At 60.1% G+C, this 17,157-nt stretch carries 14 protein-coding genes and 1 pseudogene; 6 read left to right on the forward strand and 9 right to left on the reverse strand.

What is annotated here, in order from left to right; translation table 11 throughout:
* Positions 1-11 precede the first annotated feature (11 nt).
* A complete protein-coding gene (locus tag C2E16_RS04515; RefSeq protein ID WP_038628129.1) occupies positions 12-566 on the forward strand; it encodes a sugar O-acetyltransferase in 555 nt (184 codons plus the stop codon).
* A gap of 20 nt (positions 567-586) precedes the next feature.
* Positions 587-1,159 (forward strand): DUF1349 domain-containing protein, encoded by a 573-nt coding sequence (locus C2E16_RS04520; protein WP_084970803.1) that lies wholly within the window; start codon positions 587-589, stop codon positions 1,157-1,159.
* Between the two features lie 157 nt (positions 1,160-1,316).
* On the opposite strand, the gene panD is transcribed toward C2E16_RS04520, so the two are convergent.
* The 9 genes from panD to thpR form a co-directional block, all read right to left on the reverse strand.
* A complete protein-coding gene (gene panD, locus C2E16_RS04525) occupies positions 1,317-1,697 on the reverse strand; it encodes an aspartate 1-decarboxylase (RefSeq protein WP_084970805.1) in 381 nt (126 codons plus the stop codon).
* Between the two features lie 69 nt (positions 1,698-1,766).
* Positions 1,767-2,621 (reverse strand): pantoate--beta-alanine ligase, encoded by an 855-nt coding sequence (panC, locus tag C2E16_RS04530; RefSeq protein ID WP_038628120.1) that lies wholly within the window; start codon positions 2,619-2,621, stop codon positions 1,767-1,769.
* Between the two features lie 14 nt (positions 2,622-2,635).
* Positions 2,636-3,430, reverse strand: coding sequence for a 3-methyl-2-oxobutanoate hydroxymethyltransferase (gene panB, locus C2E16_RS04535; RefSeq protein ID WP_038628117.1), 795 nt, complete (start codon positions 3,428-3,430; stop codon positions 2,636-2,638).
* Between the two features lie 108 nt (positions 3,431-3,538).
* A complete protein-coding gene (gene folK, locus C2E16_RS04540) occupies positions 3,539-4,018 on the reverse strand; it encodes a 2-amino-4-hydroxy-6-hydroxymethyldihydropteridine diphosphokinase (protein ID WP_038628116.1) in 480 nt (159 codons plus the stop codon).
* 40 nt (positions 4,019-4,058) lie between these two features.
* Entirely contained in the window at positions 4,059-5,465 is a 1,407-nt protein-coding gene (gene pcnB / locus C2E16_RS04545) for a polynucleotide adenylyltransferase PcnB (RefSeq protein ID WP_038628114.1), read from the reverse strand.
* 37 nt (positions 5,466-5,502) lie between these two features.
* Complete coding sequence (gluQRS, locus tag C2E16_RS04550) at positions 5,503-6,429, reverse strand: tRNA glutamyl-Q(34) synthetase GluQRS (RefSeq protein ID WP_084970810.1); 927 nt, start codon at positions 6,427-6,429, stop codon at positions 5,503-5,505.
* Positions 6,430-6,496: 67 nt separating this feature from the next.
* Positions 6,497-6,952, reverse strand: a complete 456-nt coding sequence (gene dksA / locus C2E16_RS04555; RefSeq protein WP_038628110.1) for an RNA polymerase-binding protein DksA — start codon at positions 6,950-6,952, stop codon at positions 6,497-6,499.
* Between the two features lie 176 nt (positions 6,953-7,128).
* Complete coding sequence (gene sfsA / locus C2E16_RS04565) at positions 7,129-7,833, reverse strand: DNA/RNA nuclease SfsA (protein WP_084970807.1); 705 nt, start codon at positions 7,831-7,833, stop codon at positions 7,129-7,131.
* Entirely contained in the window at positions 7,830-8,363 is a 534-nt protein-coding gene (gene thpR / locus C2E16_RS04570) for an RNA 2',3'-cyclic phosphodiesterase (protein WP_038628107.1), read from the reverse strand. The genes sfsA and thpR overlap by 4 nt, the downstream gene beginning before the upstream one ends.
* Before the next feature lie 76 nt (positions 8,364-8,439).
* Between thpR and hrpB the strand changes: the two genes are divergently transcribed.
* From hrpB to fhuC, 4 genes and pseudogenes are all read left to right on the forward strand, one after another.
* Positions 8,440-10,881, forward strand: a complete 2,442-nt coding sequence (gene hrpB, locus C2E16_RS04575; protein ID WP_244947403.1) for an ATP-dependent helicase HrpB — start codon at positions 8,440-8,442, stop codon at positions 10,879-10,881.
* 101 nt (positions 10,882-10,982) lie between these two features.
* Positions 10,983-13,511 (forward strand): bifunctional glycosyl transferase/transpeptidase, encoded by a 2,529-nt coding sequence (gene mrcB / locus C2E16_RS04580; RefSeq protein ID WP_038628101.1) that lies wholly within the window; start codon positions 10,983-10,985, stop codon positions 13,509-13,511.
* 570 nt (positions 13,512-14,081) lie between these two features.
* Positions 14,082-16,309, forward strand: a pseudogene (gene fhuA, locus C2E16_RS04585) (ferrichrome porin FhuA).
* A 52-nt stretch (positions 16,310-16,361) separates the two neighbouring features.
* Positions 16,362-17,156, forward strand: a complete 795-nt coding sequence (gene fhuC, locus C2E16_RS04590) for a Fe3+-hydroxamate ABC transporter ATP-binding protein FhuC (protein ID WP_084971495.1) — start codon at positions 16,362-16,364, stop codon at positions 17,154-17,156.
* Position 17,157: the final 1 nt, after the last annotated feature.

The following is a 17,157-nucleotide window of genomic DNA, read 5'->3' on the forward strand; positions in this document are numbered from 1 at the left end:
ATGGAGGAAAGATGACCGAAGCGGAAAAAGCGCTGGCGGGATTACTCTACGACGCCAACTACGATCCGGCGCTGATCGCCGAGCGCGGCGAGGTGAAATATCGGCTGCAACAGTACAATCAAACCGATCCGCGCGACCTGGCCGGACGGGACAAACAGATTAAGGCGCTGCTTGGCCGTACCGGCGAACAGATTCTGATCGAACAGCCTTTCTGGTGCGACTACGGACGCAATATCGAAACCGGCGAGAATTTTTACGCCAACGTCAATCTGGTGATCCTCGATTGCGGCAAGGTCACTATCGGCGACAACGTTTTTATCGGCCCGTCCGTCGGCATTCATACCGCCGGACATCCGCTTGACGTGGAACAGCGTAACTGCGGGCTGGAGTATGCGCGCCCGGTCGCCATTGGCAATAACGTCTGGATCGGCGCTGGCGTGCAGATCCTGCCGGGCGTGTCGATTGGCGACAACAGCGTGATCGGCGCCGGCAGCGTGGTGACGAAAGATATTCCGGCCAGCGTCGTGGCGGCGGGCAATCCGTGCCGGGTGCTGAAAACGCTTTAACTTTTTTGTCGAGGTGCGTGATGTCGCAGTTTCACTGGATTAACCCGCCCGCCGTCTGGCGCGAAGAGAACCAGCAGCTTTCGGTAGTGACCGACCAGAACACCGATTTCTGGCGCGAAACCTGGTACGGCTTTACCCGCTTCAGCGGCCATTTTTACGGCTGCGAGGCGGAAGGGGATTTTACCTTTCAGGCGCGCATTCGCGCCGATTTCCATACGCTCTACGATCAGGCGGGCATTATGCTGCTGGCCGATGAGCAACAGTGGCTTAAGGCGGGAATTGAATATAACGACGGTCACCCCGCCATCGGCAGCGTGCTGACGCAGGGCGGCTCCGACTGGGCCACCGGGCCGTTTAACGGCGATGCGCGCGATTTCTGGATGCGACTGACCCGACGCGGCGACGCCCTGCGGCTGCAATATTCCGTCGATGGCGAAGTCTGGCCGCTGCTGCGCCTGTGCCGCTTCGTCACGACGGAACGCTGCCGGGTCGGCGTGATGTGCTGCACGCCGGAGCGCGCCGGACTGGCGGTGACCTTTAGCGAGATGCGCCTGACGCCGCCCAACGGCAAGGCGCTGCATGATTTAAGCTGACACGGAAGCCGGAAAAGGGGAGGAAACGATGCGGCGGGCAGGGGAAGACTATCGGCGATAAAAAAAAGCAAATCGGGCGGCAGTAAACAGCAAGCTAAAGGGAAGTTGTAAGGGGAAGCGGGCAAAACAGGCGGGACAGAACGGTCCCGCCGGGAAATCAGGCAACCTGCACCGGTACGGCTTTCGCCAGACGCTTCATCTGATTGTCGCCTTCAAAGTAGGCGACTTTCGGCTGCCACTGGCGCGCCTCGTCGTCCGGCATCTGCACGTAGGAGCAGATGATCAAAATATCGCCTTCGCAGGCGCAGCGGGCGGCGGCGCCGTTAACGGAGATGATTTTCGAACCGCGTTCCGCCGCGATGGCGTAAGTGGAAAAACGCTGTCCGTTGGTCACGTTATAAATATCGATCGCCTCGTACTGAAGAATGCCGGAGGCGTCGAGGAAATCCTGGTCAATGGCGCAGGACCCTTCGTAATGCAAGTCGGCCTGGGTGACCTTCACCCGATGCAGCTTGCCTTGCAGCATGGTGCGTACCATATCTCTGTTACCTTGTTCCGCAACAAATCAAAAGATGAGCGACAGTATTCATGGATCGCCGTCGCTTGTCTACTGGGTCAGATCAACCGTCTGATTATCGATCAAGCGGGCCTTGCCCAGCCAGGCGGCCATCAAAATGACCGCGCGCTTGCTGTCGACATTAAGCGGCAGCAGCGTATCCGCATCGCAGATCGCCAGGCCGTCGGGACGCAGGCCTTTCTCACGCAGCGCCGCTTCGGCGCTTTCGATAATCTCTTCGGTATGACGCTCGCCGTTGGCCAGTTTCTGCGCCATCTCGCGCATCACCTGGCTTACCATCGGCGCCAGCTTGCGCTCGTCGGCGGTGAGATAGCCGTTGCGCGAACTCAGCGCCAGGCCATCCTTCGCGCGCACCGTCGGCACGCCGATAATATCGATATCGTAGCCCATATCGGCCACCATTTTGCGGATCAAGGCCAGCTGCTGATAATCTTTCTCGCCGAAGCAGGCAAGGTCGGGCTGCACCAGATTAAACAGCTTGCTGACGATGGTAGCGACGCCGCGGAAATGACCGGGGCGGCTGGCGCCTTCCAGCAGCGTCGACAGGCCCGGCACGTCGACGAAGGTTTGGGTGTCCAGCCCTTTGGGATAGATATCAGCCGGAGCGGGGGCGAACACCAGGTCGACGCCGCGACGGTTCAGCTTTTCGCAATCTTCCTGCAGGGTGCGCGGGTAGCGCGCCAGATCGTCGGCGCGATCGAACTGCATCGGGTTAACGAAGATGCTGACCACCACGATATCGGCGCGCTCGCGCGCCTCATCCACCAGCGTCATATGGCCGTCGTGCAGGTTGCCCATGGTCGGCACCAGCGCGATGCGTTTGCCATCCTGACGCCAGCGACGAATTTCACGGCGCAGCATCGGCTGCGTTTCGATAATCAACACGGATTTTCTCCTGTTCACTGGAAACTGTGTTCCGCAGCGGGGTAGACGGCGCTTTCGACTTCCTGCACGTACTGGCGCACCGCCGCGCGGATGTCGCCCGCTTCGGCCAGAAAGTTTTTGGCGAATTTGGGGATATGGCCGCCGGTAATGCCGAAGGCGTCATGCATCACCAGAATCTGGCCGTCGGTGACGTTGCCCGCGCCGATGCCGATCACCGGGATCGTCAGCGCCTCGGTGACGCGCTGCGCCAGCGCGACCGGCACGCACTCCAGCACCATCAGCTGTGCGCCCGCCGCTTCCAGCGCCAGCGCGTCGGCCAGCAGGCGCTCTGCGGCTTCATCGTCGCGCCCCTGCACTTTATACCCGCCGAAAATATTAACCGACTGCGGCGTCAGGCCAAGATGGCCGCACACCGGCACCGCGCGCTCGGTGAGCATACGCACGCTTTCCGTCAGCCAGGCGCCGCCTTCCAGCTTAACCATATTGGCCCCGGCGCGCATCAGGCGGCCCGCGCTTTCACAGGTCTGCTGCGGCGTGGCATAGCTCATAAACGGCAGGTCGGCGAGCAGCAGGCAGTGCGGCGCGCCGCGGCGCACCGCAGCGGTATGATAAGCGATATCGTCTACCGTCACCGGCAGCGTGGATTCATGTCCCTGCACCGTCATGCCCAGTGAATCGCCGACCAGCATCACCTGAATGCCTTCATCGGCAAACAGACGGGCGAAGCTGAAATCATAGGCGGTGATAGAGGCAAATTTTTTGCCTGCCTGTTTCCACTGGCGCAGGTGCGAAATAGTGGTGGGTTTCATGACAACCTCAGTATCTACGTTCTGGTGGGCGCAGTGTAAAGGATCGCGACGGTCAGAGGAAACTTCTTATCGTGGCGTCAGTAGCGCGCCCGAGGGGAGGCGGAGGCTTTACCAGAGTTGAATGGCGCTGCAGTCAAGTTTAGCTGCGATATCAGCCAGATAGCGTCCATCTGGCAGGCGGGCCTGCGGCGCGATCTCCAACAGCGGCACCAGCATAAAGGCGCGGTTGAGCATATCGTAGTGGGGCACCGTCAGACGCGGGGTTCTCAGCACCCGATCGCCAAACAGCATAATATCGAGATCGAGCGTGCGCGGCCCCCAGCGTTCCGCTTTGCGCACGCGTCCCTGTTCCAGCTCGATGCGCTGCGTATGATCGAGGAGCGCCTCTGGCGACAGCTGCGTATCAAGCGCTACGGCGGCGTTGAGATAGTCGGGCTGATCGGGCGGGCCGTAGGGCGGCGTGCGGTAAAACGCCGACACCGCCGCCCTCTGCGTTTGCGGAATGGCGGCCAGCGCATCAAGCGCGTTACGCACCTGATGCAGCGGATCGGCGAGGTTGCTGCCTAAGGCCAGATAAACGCGATTCATACGCGATCCAGGATGCGAAGGCGCAGGAGGTTCAGCATCATCATGCGTTGCTGCTGTTCTCGCGGCGCGGGGCGGCGGGACGCTTGCGCGGACGACGCTGACGACGGCGCGGCGCCGGATCGTCGCCGAGATTTTTCAGCATATGGTTCTGCTGCGGCGGCGCGGCGGCCTGGAATTCGCCCCACCAGTGCGCCAGACGCTGCAGTTCCTGATTGTTCTCCACTTCCGCGCGCAGCGCCAGCAGATCGTAGGCGGCGCGGAACTTCGGATGCTCCATCAGCTTCAGCGCGCGCTTGCCGTGACGACGGGAAATCCGCAGCTGAAGCTGCCAGATATCGCGTACCAGCGTGGTGATGCGTTTCGGAATCGCCAGCGAGCGGCAGGCTTCATCCAGTACGTCGTTCATCGCCAGCGCAAAGGCGTCATAGTAGGCGAGTCCGCTCTCCTGCGCGATGCGCTGCGCGGTCTCCAGCTGCGGATACCAGAACATGGCGGCGAACAGGAACGCGGGATTCACGCGCATCTGATTCTGAATGCGCGTGTCGGTATTCTTCAACACCTGCTCCACCATGCGCTCCATCAGGCTGTCGCCGCGCTCGGTAAAGGCGCGGCTAATCACCGGGAACAGCGGCTGAAACAGCTGATATTCGCGCAGCAGCAGATAGGTTTGATATCCGTAGCCCGCCTGCAGCAGCTTCAGCGCCTCTTCAAACAGGCGCGCCGGCGGAATATCGTTCAGCAGCGTAGCGAGGCGCGGGATCGGCTCGGCGGTGGTTTCCGCAATGGTCATCTCCAGCTTGGCGGCGAAGCGCACCACGCGCAGCATCCTGACCGGATCTTCGCGGTAGCGCGTTTCCGGATCGCCAATCAGACGGATAATGCCCTGTTGCAGATCCTGCAGGCCGCCGACATAGTCGCGCACGGTAAAATCCGCCACGCTGTAGTAGAGGCTGTTGATGGTTAAGTCGCGGCGTTGGGCGTCATCTTCAATGGTGCCGAAAATGTTGTCGCGCAGCAGCATGCCGTTCTGGCCGCGCTGGGCGTTGGCGTCTTCTTCCGCCTGGTGATGGCCGCGGAACGTCGCTACTTCGATCACTTCCGGGCCGAACATCACGTGCGCCAGACGGAAACGGCGGCCGACCAGACGGCAGTTGCGGAACAGTTTGCGCATCTGCTCCGGCGTCGCGTTGGTGGTGACATCAAAATCTTTCGGCGCTTTACCCAGCAGCAGGTCACGGACACCACCGCCCACCAGATAAGCCTCGTAGCCCGCCTTGTTCAGGCGATACAGGACTTTCAGGGCGTTTTCGCTAATGTCTTTGCGCGAGATGTTGTGACTTTCACGAGGGATGACGGTCATCTGCAGTTCGTCTTCCTCAACCTCTGCCGGCGCCGCGTCATCACGACTCAGGACTTTACGGCAAAAATTAGCTACTCGGGTAAAAATAGGACACCTCGATAATGACGATAATTAGGTGGTAAAATCAGCGGCTAATCATAGCCTGTTGCGACCCATTTGAGAATGGTGTTGTCGTTTCGATGGCGGGCAGCGCGTCATTGCGCGGCATTTTCGCCAAATCCCACTGTGCAACGGCCTGTTCAAGCAGCTGTGCTGTTGTGATATCCCGCCACGCTTCCGGCGCGGATTGTCCCAGAAAACGCAGCGCGTCGATCAGCACCGGGCGCGGGTCGCCGGTCGGCAGCGCAGGCGCATGATTCTGCTTCGACAGCTTATTGCCATCATGATTAAGCGCCAGCGGCAAATGCAGATAAGCTGGCTCCTGCCAGCCGAACTGACGCCAGAGGGCGATCTGGCGCACCGTTGGCGCAATCAGATCCGCGCCGCGCACGATTTCGGTCACGCCCTGAAAATGATCGTCCACCACCACCGCCAGGTTATAGGCGAACAGCCCGTCGCGGCGATGAATAATGAAATCTTCTTCCGCCAGCGCGCTGTCGGCATGGATATCGCCGCGCAGCAGATCGTGGAACTGCCTTACCGGCGCGCGCTGACGCAGGCGCAACGCGGCGTTTTCCGGGCCCAGATGTCGATCGCGGCAGTGCCCGTCGTACACGCCGCCGATTTGCTGAATGCGGCTGCGGGTACAGGTGCAATAATAGCTTTGCCGGTGCTGACGCAGCCACGCCAGCGCTTCACGATAGGCGTCATGACGCTGCGACTGCCACAGCACCTCGCCGTCCCAGTGCAGGCCGTAGTGGTCCAGCTGACGCAGAATCGCGTCGGCGGCGCCGGGCACTTCGCGCGGCGGATCGATATCTTCGATGCGCACCAGCCAGCGGCCGCCCTGCGCGCGGGCGTGCAGATAGCTGCCAAGCGCGGCGATCAGCGAGCCGAAATGGAGTTCACCGGAAGGAGAGGGAGCAAAGCGTCCAGTACAGGGAGTAAACATCACCGTATTCACGTAACTGCAGTGGGGCGGGAGAGTATCCCGCTCGCACTGCATCGTTCACGTGCCGTTAGCCGGCCATCTGTTTTTCGCGGATTTCCGCCAGCGTTTTACAGTCGATGCACAGATCGGCGGTAGGACGCGCTTCAAGGCGACGGATACCGATTTCAACGCCACAGGATTCACAGTAGCCGAAATCGTCGTCTTCTACCTTTTTCAGCGTCTTCTCGATCTTTTTGATCAGTTTACGCTCGCGGTCGCGGTTGCGCAGTTCGAGGCTGAACTCTTCTTCCTGAGCGGCGCGGTCGACCGGATCAGGGAAGTTAGCCGCTTCGTCCTGCATGTGTGATACCGTACGATCCACTTCATCCCTGAGTTGATTGCGCCACGCTTCAAGGATTTTCCTGAAGTGCGCCAGCTGGGCTTCGTTCATATACTCTTCGCCCGGTTTCTCCTGGTACGGCTCCACCCCAGCGATGGCGAGAATACTCAGGGACGATGTTTTACGGTTTTGCCCTTCTTGCATGTTGTTTCTCCTGGATAACACGCACTATCGATCCCCAATGGGGAAAAAAACAGGCCGCTATAAATAACAGAAGCAGTCAAGGTTGGCAATTATTCCTGAACGCATCTTGACAAGCCTGTGAGGAACAGCGTATTTAGCGCGACGCTACCTTGTAGCACAACAAATCGCACTAAATATTACAACGCCAGTTCCAGTCGCTTTTCCAGCCACATGCCCGTCGGAGATAACTGCGCCTTATAGCAAAGGATCTCTACGCCGCTCTGTTGCGCCTGTGCCAGTTCTTCTGCATAACGCGCGTCAATGTGACGTGCGGGGGAAACGTCCTCAATCCCCGAGTGCAGAACAGTAAATAACATAACCGCACGTTCGCCCCGTCGGGCGATGCTGGCCAGTTCACGCAGGTGTTTTTGGCCGCGCACGGTCACCGCATCTGGAAAGTATCCTCTCCCTTTCTGCAACAGCGTTACAGATTTCACTTCAATATAGCACTGCGGCCTGTTGTCCGCCTGAAGCAGGAAATCGATGCGGCTGCGTTCCGCACCGTATTTCACCTCAGCGCGTAAATGTTGGTAACCAGACAATTCCGCAATGCGCTCCGCCGCCAGCGCTTCGCGCACTAACTGATTGGCGCGCAACGTATTAACGCAGATCATATGACCCTGCTGCGTTTCGGTCAGCTCCCAGCTGCTGGGGTATTTGCGCGTCAGACTGTCCGAAGTGGAGTACCAAACGGTATCGCCTGGCGTGGCGCAGCCGGTCATCGCGCCGGTATTGGCGCAGTGCAGGGTAAAGGTCTCGCCCTCCGGCGTCACCGCATCGGCCAGAAAACGCTTATAGCGGCTAAGCAAACGCGCCGGACGCAGCGCCGGTTCAAATTTCATGAAGACTCCTGCAGCGGCCAGCTTTGCAGGCGGCGATAGCGAGTGCGCCCCTGGCTGAAAACCGACTGATATAAAGAAAAGCAATCCACCGTAAACCGCCAGTGGAAATTGCGCGGCGGCAGCGCCACCGGGCGGGTAGCGTTGCGCAGCAGCGTAATATGGGGATGAAAGGGCTGCGGACTTTGATGACAGCCGCTGCGCGCCGCCTGCGAACGCAGCATCTCCGCCAGCTGCAACAGCCCGCGCGGCGCCTGGCGGCAGCCAAGCCACACCACGCCGGGGCGCGGCCAGTGGCCTGCGTCATCCAGGTCGAGGGCGAAGGCACGTTGCTGGATGCGGCCAGCCAGCTGTTGCAGCCCCTGCGCTTTCTCATCGCTGACGTCGCCCAAAAAGGCCAGCGTAATATGCAGATTGGCGGCGGCGATCGGGCGGCCCGCCTCTTCGGGAAACTGTTCCGCGCGCCAGCGCACCAGCTGCTGCTGTAAAGGCTCCGGCAAACCGATGCCGAAAAAGAGACGACGTGCGCTCATAACACTCTCCGGTAAACAACACAGAGGAATGCTACAATGCGCACCATCAGAAGACCAATGCTGGACGGAGTTTCGTTTGAGTGATTTACCGGTAAGCGCCGTGCTGCCTGAGGTGCTGGCCGCGCTAAAACAGGCGCCGCAGGTGCTGCTGGCCGCCCCAACGGGCGCAGGCAAATCGACCTGGCTGCCGCTGCGGCTGTTGCAGCAGGGCGGCTTCGCCGGGCGCATCATTATGCTGGAGCCGCGTCGTCTGGCGGCGCGCAATGTCGCGCAGCGCCTGGCGGAACAGCTGGGCGAGGAGCCCGGCGGCCAGGTCGGCTACCGTATGCGCGGCGAAAGCCGCACCGGACCGGCGACCCGGCTGGAGGTGGTGACCGAAGGCATCCTGACGCGCATGCTGCAACAGGACCCGATGCTCGAAGGCGTATCGCTGATTATCCTCGATGAATTTCACGAGCGCAGCCTGCAGGCCGACCTGGCGCTGGCGCTGTTGCTGGATGTGCAGCAGGGGCTACGCGACGATCTGCGGCTGCTGATTATGTCCGCCACGCTGGATAACGCGCGTCTCAGCGCGCGCCTGCCCGACGCGCCGCTTATCGTCTCCGAAGGGCGCAGCTTTCCGGTGGAGCGGCGCTACGCCACTCTGTCGCCGCAGCTGCGTTTTGATGAGGCGGTGGCGCGCGAAGTGGCGCAGCTGCTGCGCGCGGAAAGCGGCTCGCTGCTGCTGTTTCTGCCCGGCGTCAGCGAGATCGAACGGGTGAAGAATCAGCTGGCGTCGCGCGTGGACGAGGAGACCGAACTCTGCCCGCTCTACGGCGCGCTGCCGCTGGCGGCGCAGCGTCGCGCCATTCTGCCTGCGCCCGCTGGCAAACGTAAGGTGGTGCTGGCGACCAATATTGCCGAGACCAGCCTGACCATCGACGGCATCCGTCTGGTCGTGGACAGCGCGCTGGAGCGCGCGGCGCGTTTCGACGTGCGCAGCGGCGTTACGCGGCTGCAAACCCAGCGCGTCAGCCAGGCGTCGATGACGCAGCGCGCTGGCCGCGCCGGTCGTCTGTCGCCGGGCATCTGTCTACACTTAATCAGTCGTGAACAGGCGGAGCGCGCCGCCGCCCAAAGCGAACCGGAAATTTTACAGAGCGATCTCAGCGCGCTGTGGCTCGATCTGTTGCAGTGGGGCTGTCGCGACGTCGCGCAGCTCAGCTGGATCGATACGCCGCCGTTGCCTGCGCTACAGGCGGCGCAAACGCTGTTGCGCAGACTGGGCGCTATTGACGAGGAAGGCAGGCTGACAGCTAAAGGACGTGCAATGGCCGCGCTGGGCAGCGAACCGAGTCTGGCGGCGCTGTTGACCGCCGCGAAAGATAAAGATGCGCTGGCCACCGCCGCGCGTCTGACAGCGATCCTTGAGGAACCGCCGCGTCAGGGAAGCCGCAATCTCAGCGACCATCTCTTTACCGCGCACGGCGGCTGGCAGCAGCGCGCGCGTCAGCTGCAAAAACGGCTGAGCGGCGTCGGCGGCTCGGTGGATGCCGCGCTGGCGCCGGCGCTGCTGGCGCAGGCGTTTCCCGATCGCATTGCGCGTCGCCGCGGCGACAGCGGGCGTTATCAGCTGGCGGGCGGTTCGGGCGCGATGCTCGATCACGACGACGCCCTGACGCGCCATGAATGGCTGATCGCGCCGCAGCTTCTGCAAACCGACGCGCAGACAGAGGCGCGCATCCTGCTGGCGCTGCCGGTGGATATGGCGGCTTTGCAGCACGATGCGCCCGGTCTGGTGCGCAGCGAAACCGACGTCGAATGGGACGAAGAGAAAGGCACGCTGCGCGCCTGGCAGCGCGATAAAATCGGCGTGCTGGCGCTGAAATCAGCGCCGCTGGCGAAGCCGGAGGCGGAGGTGCTGCATCCGGCGATGCTGCGCTGGATTGGCGAAAAAGGACTGTCGGTGCTGAACTGGACGCCGGAAGCGGTGCAGCTGCGGCTGAGGCTGCAATGCGCCGCGCAGTGGCTGCCGGAGGAAAGCTGGCCAGCGATGGATGATGAGACGTTGCTCGCCACTCTTGAACGCTGGCTGCTGCCGGAGATGAACGGCGTGCGCGACATGCGAGGGCTGCGTCAGATCAACCTCGTCAGCGCATTATTACATTTGCTCACATGGTCGCAACGTCAGCGGCTGGATAGTGCGTTGCCAACTCACTACACTGTGCCGACCGGCAGCCGCCTGCCGATTCGCTATGACAGCGAAAAGCCGCCCGCGCTGGCGGTGCGCCTGCAGGAGATGTTTGGCGAAGCGCAAAACCCGGCGATTGCCGAAGGGCGCGTGCCGCTGGTGCTGGAGCTGCTATCCCCCGCGCAGCGGCCGCTGCAAATCACCCGCGATCTCGCCGCGTTCTGGCGAGGCGCTTATCCGCAGGTGCAGAAAGAGATGAAAGGGCGCTACCCTAAACATGCCTGGCCCGACGATCCGGCCAGCGCGCTGCCCACGCGCCGCACCAAAAAATACGCCGCGCCGCAGTAGCCTGGGCGGATAGCTTTCGGAGGGTTCTGCTTTCCGAAATGATGCAGTAAGAACAGAGTAACCGGCCTTGCCAAAAGGCCATCCCTGGAGAAACGAAACGAATGTCTGGGAACGATCGCGAACCTATCGGGCGCAAAGGAAAACAGCCTAAGCCGCCACGTAAATCGGGCGGCCAGGGACGCCGCAGGGAAGAATATAACGACGAACAGAATGATGATTACCAGGAGGAAAGACCGGTGCCACGTAAAGGAAAAGGGCGGCCGCCGCGCAGCAAAAAAAGAAAATGGCTGGGATGGCTGATTAAGCTGTTTATTGTCGGCGTCGTCGTGATGGCGGCCTACGGCGTTTATCTCGATTCGGCCATTCGCAGCCGTATTGACGGCAAAGTCTGGCAGTTGCCGGCGGCGGTCTATGGCCGCATGGTCAACCTCGAACCCGGCATGGCCTATAACAAGAAAGAGATGATTGCACTGCTGGAAGGCACGCAGTACCGTCAGGTGACGCGCATGACGCGTCCGGGCGAGTTCACCGTGCAGGCCAACAGTATCGAGCTGATCCGTCGCCCGTTCGATTTCCCCGACAGTAAAGAGGGGCAGATCCGCGCGCGTCTGACGTTCAGCAACGATGCGCTGAGCGAGATCAAAAACCTTGATAACGGACGCGACTTCGGCTTCTTCCGTCTCGATCCGCGCCTGATCACCATGTTGCAGTCGCCTAACGGCGAGCAGCGGCTGTTCGTGCCGCGTGCGGGCTTCCCCGATCTGCTGGTGGATACGCTGATCGCGACGGAAGATCGTCACTTCTACGAACACGACGGCATCAGCTTCTATTCCATCGGCCGCGCTTTCCTGGCGAACATTACCGCCGGACGCGCGGTGCAGGGCGGCAGTACGTTGACGCAGCAGCTGGTGAAGAACCTGTTCCTGACCAACAAGCGCACGCTGTGGCGTAAAGCCAACGAAGCGTATATGGCGCTGATTATGGACGCGCGCTACGGCAAAGACCGCATTCTGGAGCTCTACCTGAACGAGGTGTATCTCGGCCAGGCGGGCAACGATCAGATCCGTGGCTTCCCGCTGGCGAGTCTCTACTATTTTGGCCGTCCGGTGGATGAGCTGAGCCTCGATCAGCAGGCGCTGCTGGTGGGTATGGTGAAAGGCGCGTCGCTTTACAACCCGTGGCGTAATCCGAAGCTGGCGCTGGAGCGACGCAACCTGGTGCTGCGCCTGTTGCAGCAGCAGAAAGTGATCGATCAGGAGCTGTATGACATGCTCAGCGCCCGTCCGCTCGGCGTACAGCCGAAGGGCGGCGTGATCACGCCTCAGCCTGCCTTTATGCAGATGGTGCGCGGCGAATTGCAGGCGAAGCTGGGCGATAAGGTGAAAGATCTCTCCGGCGTGAAGATCTTCACCACGCTCGATCCGGTGTCGCAGGATGCGGCGGAAAAAGCGGTGGAAGAGGGGATTCCGGCGCTGAAGAAACAGCGCGGCCTGAAAGATCTGGAAACCGCGATGGTGATCGTCGATCGCTTTAGCGGCGAAGTGCGCGCGATGGTGGGCGGCGCCGATCCGCAGTTCGCCGGTTACAACCGCGCCATGCAGGCGCGTCGCTCGATCGGTTCTCTGGCGAAGCCGGCGACCTATCTGACGGCGCTGTCGCAGCCTGACACCTATCGTCTTAACACCTGGATCGCCGATGAGCCTATCGCGCTGAAAATGTCCAATGGACAGGTGTGGAAACCGCAGAACGACAACCATCGCTTCAGCGGCAAGGTGATGCTGGTCGATGCATTAACCAACTCGATGAACGTGCCGACGGTAAACCTGGGCATGACGCTGGGGCTGGATAATGTGATCAATACCTGGACGAAGCTGGGCCTGCCGAAGGATCAGCTGCATCCGGTGCCGGCGATGCTGCTGGGCGCCCTGAACCTGACGCCGGTTGAAGTGGCGCAGGCGTTTCAGTCGATCGCCAGCGGCGGCAACCGCGCGCCGCTCTCTGCGGTGCGCTCGGTAATCGCCGAAGACGGCAGCGTGCTGTATCAGAGCTTTCCGCAGGCGGAGCGCGTAGTGCCTGCACAGGCGGCCTATCTGACGCTGTATACCATGCAGCAGGTTGCCGCGCGCGGCACCGCTCATGCGCTGGGCGCGAAGTTCCCGAACGCGCACCTGGCGGGCAAAACCGGCACCACCAACAGCCAGGTCGACAGCTGGTTCGCCGGTATAGATGGCAAAGAGGTCGCTATCACCTGGATTGGCCGCGATAACAACCAGCCAGCGAAACTTTATGGATCGTCAGGCGCGATGCAGCTTTACCGCCGCTATCTGGAGAACCAGTCTCCCATGCCGCTGACGCTGACGCCGCCGGAAGATATCGCCTCCATGGCTGTGGATTCCGCTGGCAACTTTGTCTGCAATACCGGCAGCAGCGGCTGGCGCACCTTACCTGTCTGGACCACCGACGCCGATGCGCTTTGCCAGCAGCAGATGCAACAGATCCAGCAGCAGCAGATGCAGCAACAGCAGTTGGAGCAACAGCAACAGCCTCAACAACCGCAACAGCAACCGCCGCAGCAGCAAAGCGGCGACGGCGTCGCGGGCTGGATCAAGGATATGTTCGGCGGCGACTGATCGCATTAAGTGAGAGTAAAACCAACGGGCGCACATTAACGTGCGCCCTTTTTTATTCCATTAGCTGCCGTTCGCGCTTTTTATTTTCACTATAAATTAAGCGGCTTCCTTAACCGGTGAGAGTAATTAAATAAGGCGGACAGCAAGCGCCTGATGCAGATTGAATGACTGTCTCTATTGCTGGCGCAGGCGGCAGGGAGGGCTATCTTCGCCATCTGTATTGTCAGGACGGTGACGAAACCGCTGTATGAGGCGACCGTCATTGCTAACGATGTCGCCGCAGGCGCTGCGTGAAGCGGTCGCCGTATGCCGGACTCCGGAAACGGAGAATGGCTGGATTTTACGCTGTCAGACTTAACGTATCTTCTTTATTGGGCGCGCTGGCTGCGCCCTTTTTGATCTATCGCATAGCGAAGAAGTCGTTGCATTAAACCTCGCCGCAGCAGGGCTGGCAGCCTCTATTAGCGCTTGCAGATCCAAGATTGTTTCGCATATTATCCACCCACAATAATAAGCATAAGAATAATTCTCGTTTACGTTTACATCCCGTTTTCACTCAGAGAAAAGATAATGGCTAATGCGCGTAGAAAAATCCTTGCAGCATCTGCTTCAGTGAGCCTGCTGAAACGACCGCTGGCGGTCCTGATTGCCTTTACCCTGGCTGGCGGCTCAGCGTTTGCCGCTGAAGAAACCATCGTTGTAGACGCCTCGGCCAGCGCGCCGCAGGAGAGCGCATGGGGCCCGGCGCCGACTATCGCCGCGAAGCGGAGCGCCACCGGCACCAAAACCGATACGCCTATTGAAAAAAATCCGCAGTCGATTTCGGTGGTGACGCGCCAGGAGATGGATATTCATCAGCCTGCCTCGGTGAAAGAGGCGCTGGGCTATACGCCGGGCGTCACCGTCGCCAGCCGTGGTGCGTCTAACACCTATGATTTTGTTATCATTCGAGGATTTTCATCTGTAGGCCTGAACCAGAACAACTATCTCGACGGCCTGAAAATGCAGGGCGATTTCTATAATGATGCGGTTATCGATCCCTATATGTTGGAACGCGTAGAGTTAATGCGCGGCCCCACCTCGGTACTCTATGGCAAAAGCAGCCCCGGCGGAATTGTCTCGATGGTAAGCAAGCGGCCGACTACGGAGCCGCTGCGGGAAGTGCAGTTCAAAATGGGCACTGACAGCCTGTTTCAGACCGGCTTTGATTTCAGCGATGCGCTGGATGATAGCGGCACCTTCTCCTGGCGTCTGACCGGTATGGCGCGCTCCAACAATGAACAGCAGATCAACGCCGAGCAGAAGCGCTACGCCATCGCACCTTCTTTCACCTGGCGACCCGATGACAAAACCAATTTCACCTTCCTCTCTTATTTCCAGAACGAACCGGAAACCGGCTATTACGGCTGGCTACCGAAAGAGGGGACGGTACAGCCGCTGCCAAACGGCGGGCATCTGCCTACCAGCTTTAACGAAGGCGCCACCAACAATACCTATTCCCGCAACCAGAAAATGGTTGGCTATAGCTTTGAACACGGCTTTAACGACACCTTTACCGTGCGTCAGAACCTGCGTTTTTCAGAAATGAAAACGGCGCAGAAAAGCGCCTACGGAACGGGCCTGTGTAACAACAGCATGAACGCCTATAATGCTTACTGCCAGGCGCTCACTGCCGCTGAGCAGTCCCATTACCTGGGACGGGGAACCATTGTTGATCATGAGCGTTTGCAGAACTTTAGCGTCGATACCCAATTGCAGAGTAAATTTGCCACCGGCGAGGTCAGCCACACCTTATTAACCGGCGTCGACTTTATGCGTATGCGTAATGATATCAGCGCACTGTATGGCAACGCCGCATCGCTGGATCTGAATAACCTGCCGTCGATGACGGAGGTGGATTTCGGTACGGCGGAGCCTTATCAGCTGAATGAAAGTAAGCAGACCGGCATTTATGTTCAGGATCAGGCCGAGTGGGACAGGTGGGTATTTACCTTTGGCGGACGCTACGACTGGTCTAAACAGGCGACCACCGTGCGCAGCGACAATGGCTACGTTGAACGTAATGACCACCAGTTTACCTGGCGCGGCGGCATAAACTATCTGTTTGATAACGGCATTAGCCCTTACTTTAGCTACAGCCAGTCTTTCGAACCCAATGCCTTCAGCCTCTACAGCGTACCGCGCGTGGCCTATGCGCCATCCAAAGGCGAGCAGTATGAAGCAGGCGTGAAGTATGTGCCGAAAGATATGCCAGTGGTGCTGACTGGCGCGGTGTACCAGCTAACCAAAACGCATAACCTGATGGCCGATCCCAATAATGCGCTTAATCAGGTACCGGCAGGCGAAGTGCGCTCACGCGGCGTAGAGCTGGAGGCGAAGGCTGCCGTTACGCCGAGTGTTAACGTCACGGCGTCATACACTTATACCGATGCGGAATACACCAAAGACACCACCATGAAGGGCAATACCCGGCGCAGGTGCCGAAGCATATGGCGTCGCTGTGGGGCGATTACACCTTTAACAGCGGACCGCTGAGCGGCCTGACCCTGGGCACCGGCGGACGTCTGATCGGCTCCAGCTACGGCGATCCGGCGAACTCCTTTAAGGTCGGCAGCGCTGCTGTAATGGATGCGGTAGTGAAATACGATCTTGGCCGTTTCGGCATGTACGGCTCCAGCATTGCGTTGAACGTCAATAACCTGCTGGACCGCGAATATGTTGCCAGCTGCTTCGAAACCTATGGTTGTTTCTGGGGCGCTGAGCGCCAGGTGGTGGCTACCGCCACATTCCGTTTCTAACTCACTCACCTGGGCGCGGCGCAAGCCGCGCCCGTCATCGTTGAAGATAACCATGTCATATCCGTCGCCACAGGAAACAACCTTTACGCTCGATCGCGTCAGTTTTGGCGTGCCGGGGCGTACGCTGCTGCATCCTCTCTCTTTGACATTCCCCGCAGGCAAAGTGACTGGCCTGATCGGCCATAACGGCTCAGGTAAATCCACGCTGCTGAAAATGCTCGGTCGCCATCATGCGGCCAGCGAAGGTCGCGTGCTGCTGAACGATAAACCGGTGGAAGCGTGGAACAGCAAAGCGTTTGCTCGCCAGGTCGCCTATCTGCCGCAGCAGCTGCCTGCGGCGGAGGGAATGACGGTACGCGAACTGGTGGCGGTAGGGCGTTATCCCTGGCACGGCGCGCTGGGTCGCTACGGCGAAGAGGATCGGGAGCGCGTTGAAGAAGCGATTGCGCTGGTGGGCCTGAAGCCGTTCGCGCAGCGGCTGGTGGATAGTCTTTCCGGCGGCGAGCGCCAGCGCGCCTGGCTGGCGATGCTGGTGGCGCAAAACAGCCGCTGCCTGCTATTGGATGAACCCACTTCGGCGCTGGATATCGCGCATCAGGTCGAGGTGCTGACATTGATTCAGCGCCTCAGCCAGCAGCGCGGGTTGACGGTGATTGCGGTGCTGCACGACATCAATATGGCGGCGCGTTACTGCGACCATCTGGTTGCGCTGCGCGCGGGCGAAGTGATTGCGCAGGGCACGCCCGCCGACATCATGCATGGCGACGTGCTTGAGCGCATTTATAACATTCCCATGGGCATTCTGCCGCACCCGCAGGGCGGCGCGCCGGTCAGCTTCGTTTACTGAT

It is taken from the genome of Mixta calida (assembly GCF_002953215.1).
Taxonomy (GTDB): Bacteria; Pseudomonadota; Gammaproteobacteria; order Enterobacterales; family Enterobacteriaceae; genus Mixta; species Mixta calida.

Coding starts and splice junctions, on each gene's coding strand:
- fhuC (WP_084971495.1), top strand. CDS start 16,362: ATGTCATATCCGTCGCCACAGGAAACAACCTTTACGCTCGATCGCGTC.
- dksA (WP_038628110.1), bottom strand. CDS start 6,952: ATGCAAGAAGGGCAAAACCGTAAAACATCGTCCCTGAGTATTCTCGCC.
- panB (WP_038628117.1), bottom strand. CDS start 3,430: ATGAAACCCACCACTATTTCGCACCTGCGCCAGTGGAAACAGGCAGGC.
- folK (WP_038628116.1), bottom strand. CDS start 4,018: ATGAATCGCGTTTATCTGGCCTTAGGCAGCAACCTCGCCGATCCGCTG.
- gluQRS (WP_084970810.1), bottom strand. CDS start 6,429: ATGTTTACTCCCTGTACTGGACGCTTTGCTCCCTCTCCTTCCGGTGAA.
- C2E16_RS04520 (WP_084970803.1), top strand. CDS start 587: ATGTCGCAGTTTCACTGGATTAACCCGCCCGCCGTCTGGCGCGAAGAG.
- sfsA (WP_084970807.1), bottom strand. CDS start 7,833: ATGAAATTTGAACCGGCGCTGCGTCCGGCGCGTTTGCTTAGCCGCTAT.
- C2E16_RS04515 (WP_038628129.1), top strand. CDS start 12: ATGACCGAAGCGGAAAAAGCGCTGGCGGGATTACTCTACGACGCCAAC.
- mrcB (WP_038628101.1), top strand. CDS start 10,983: ATGTCTGGGAACGATCGCGAACCTATCGGGCGCAAAGGAAAACAGCCT.
- thpR (WP_038628107.1), bottom strand. CDS start 8,363: ATGAGCGCACGTCGTCTCTTTTTCGGCATCGGTTTGCCGGAGCCTTTA.
- panD (WP_084970805.1), bottom strand. CDS start 1,697: ATGGTACGCACCATGCTGCAAGGCAAGCTGCATCGGGTGAAGGTCACC.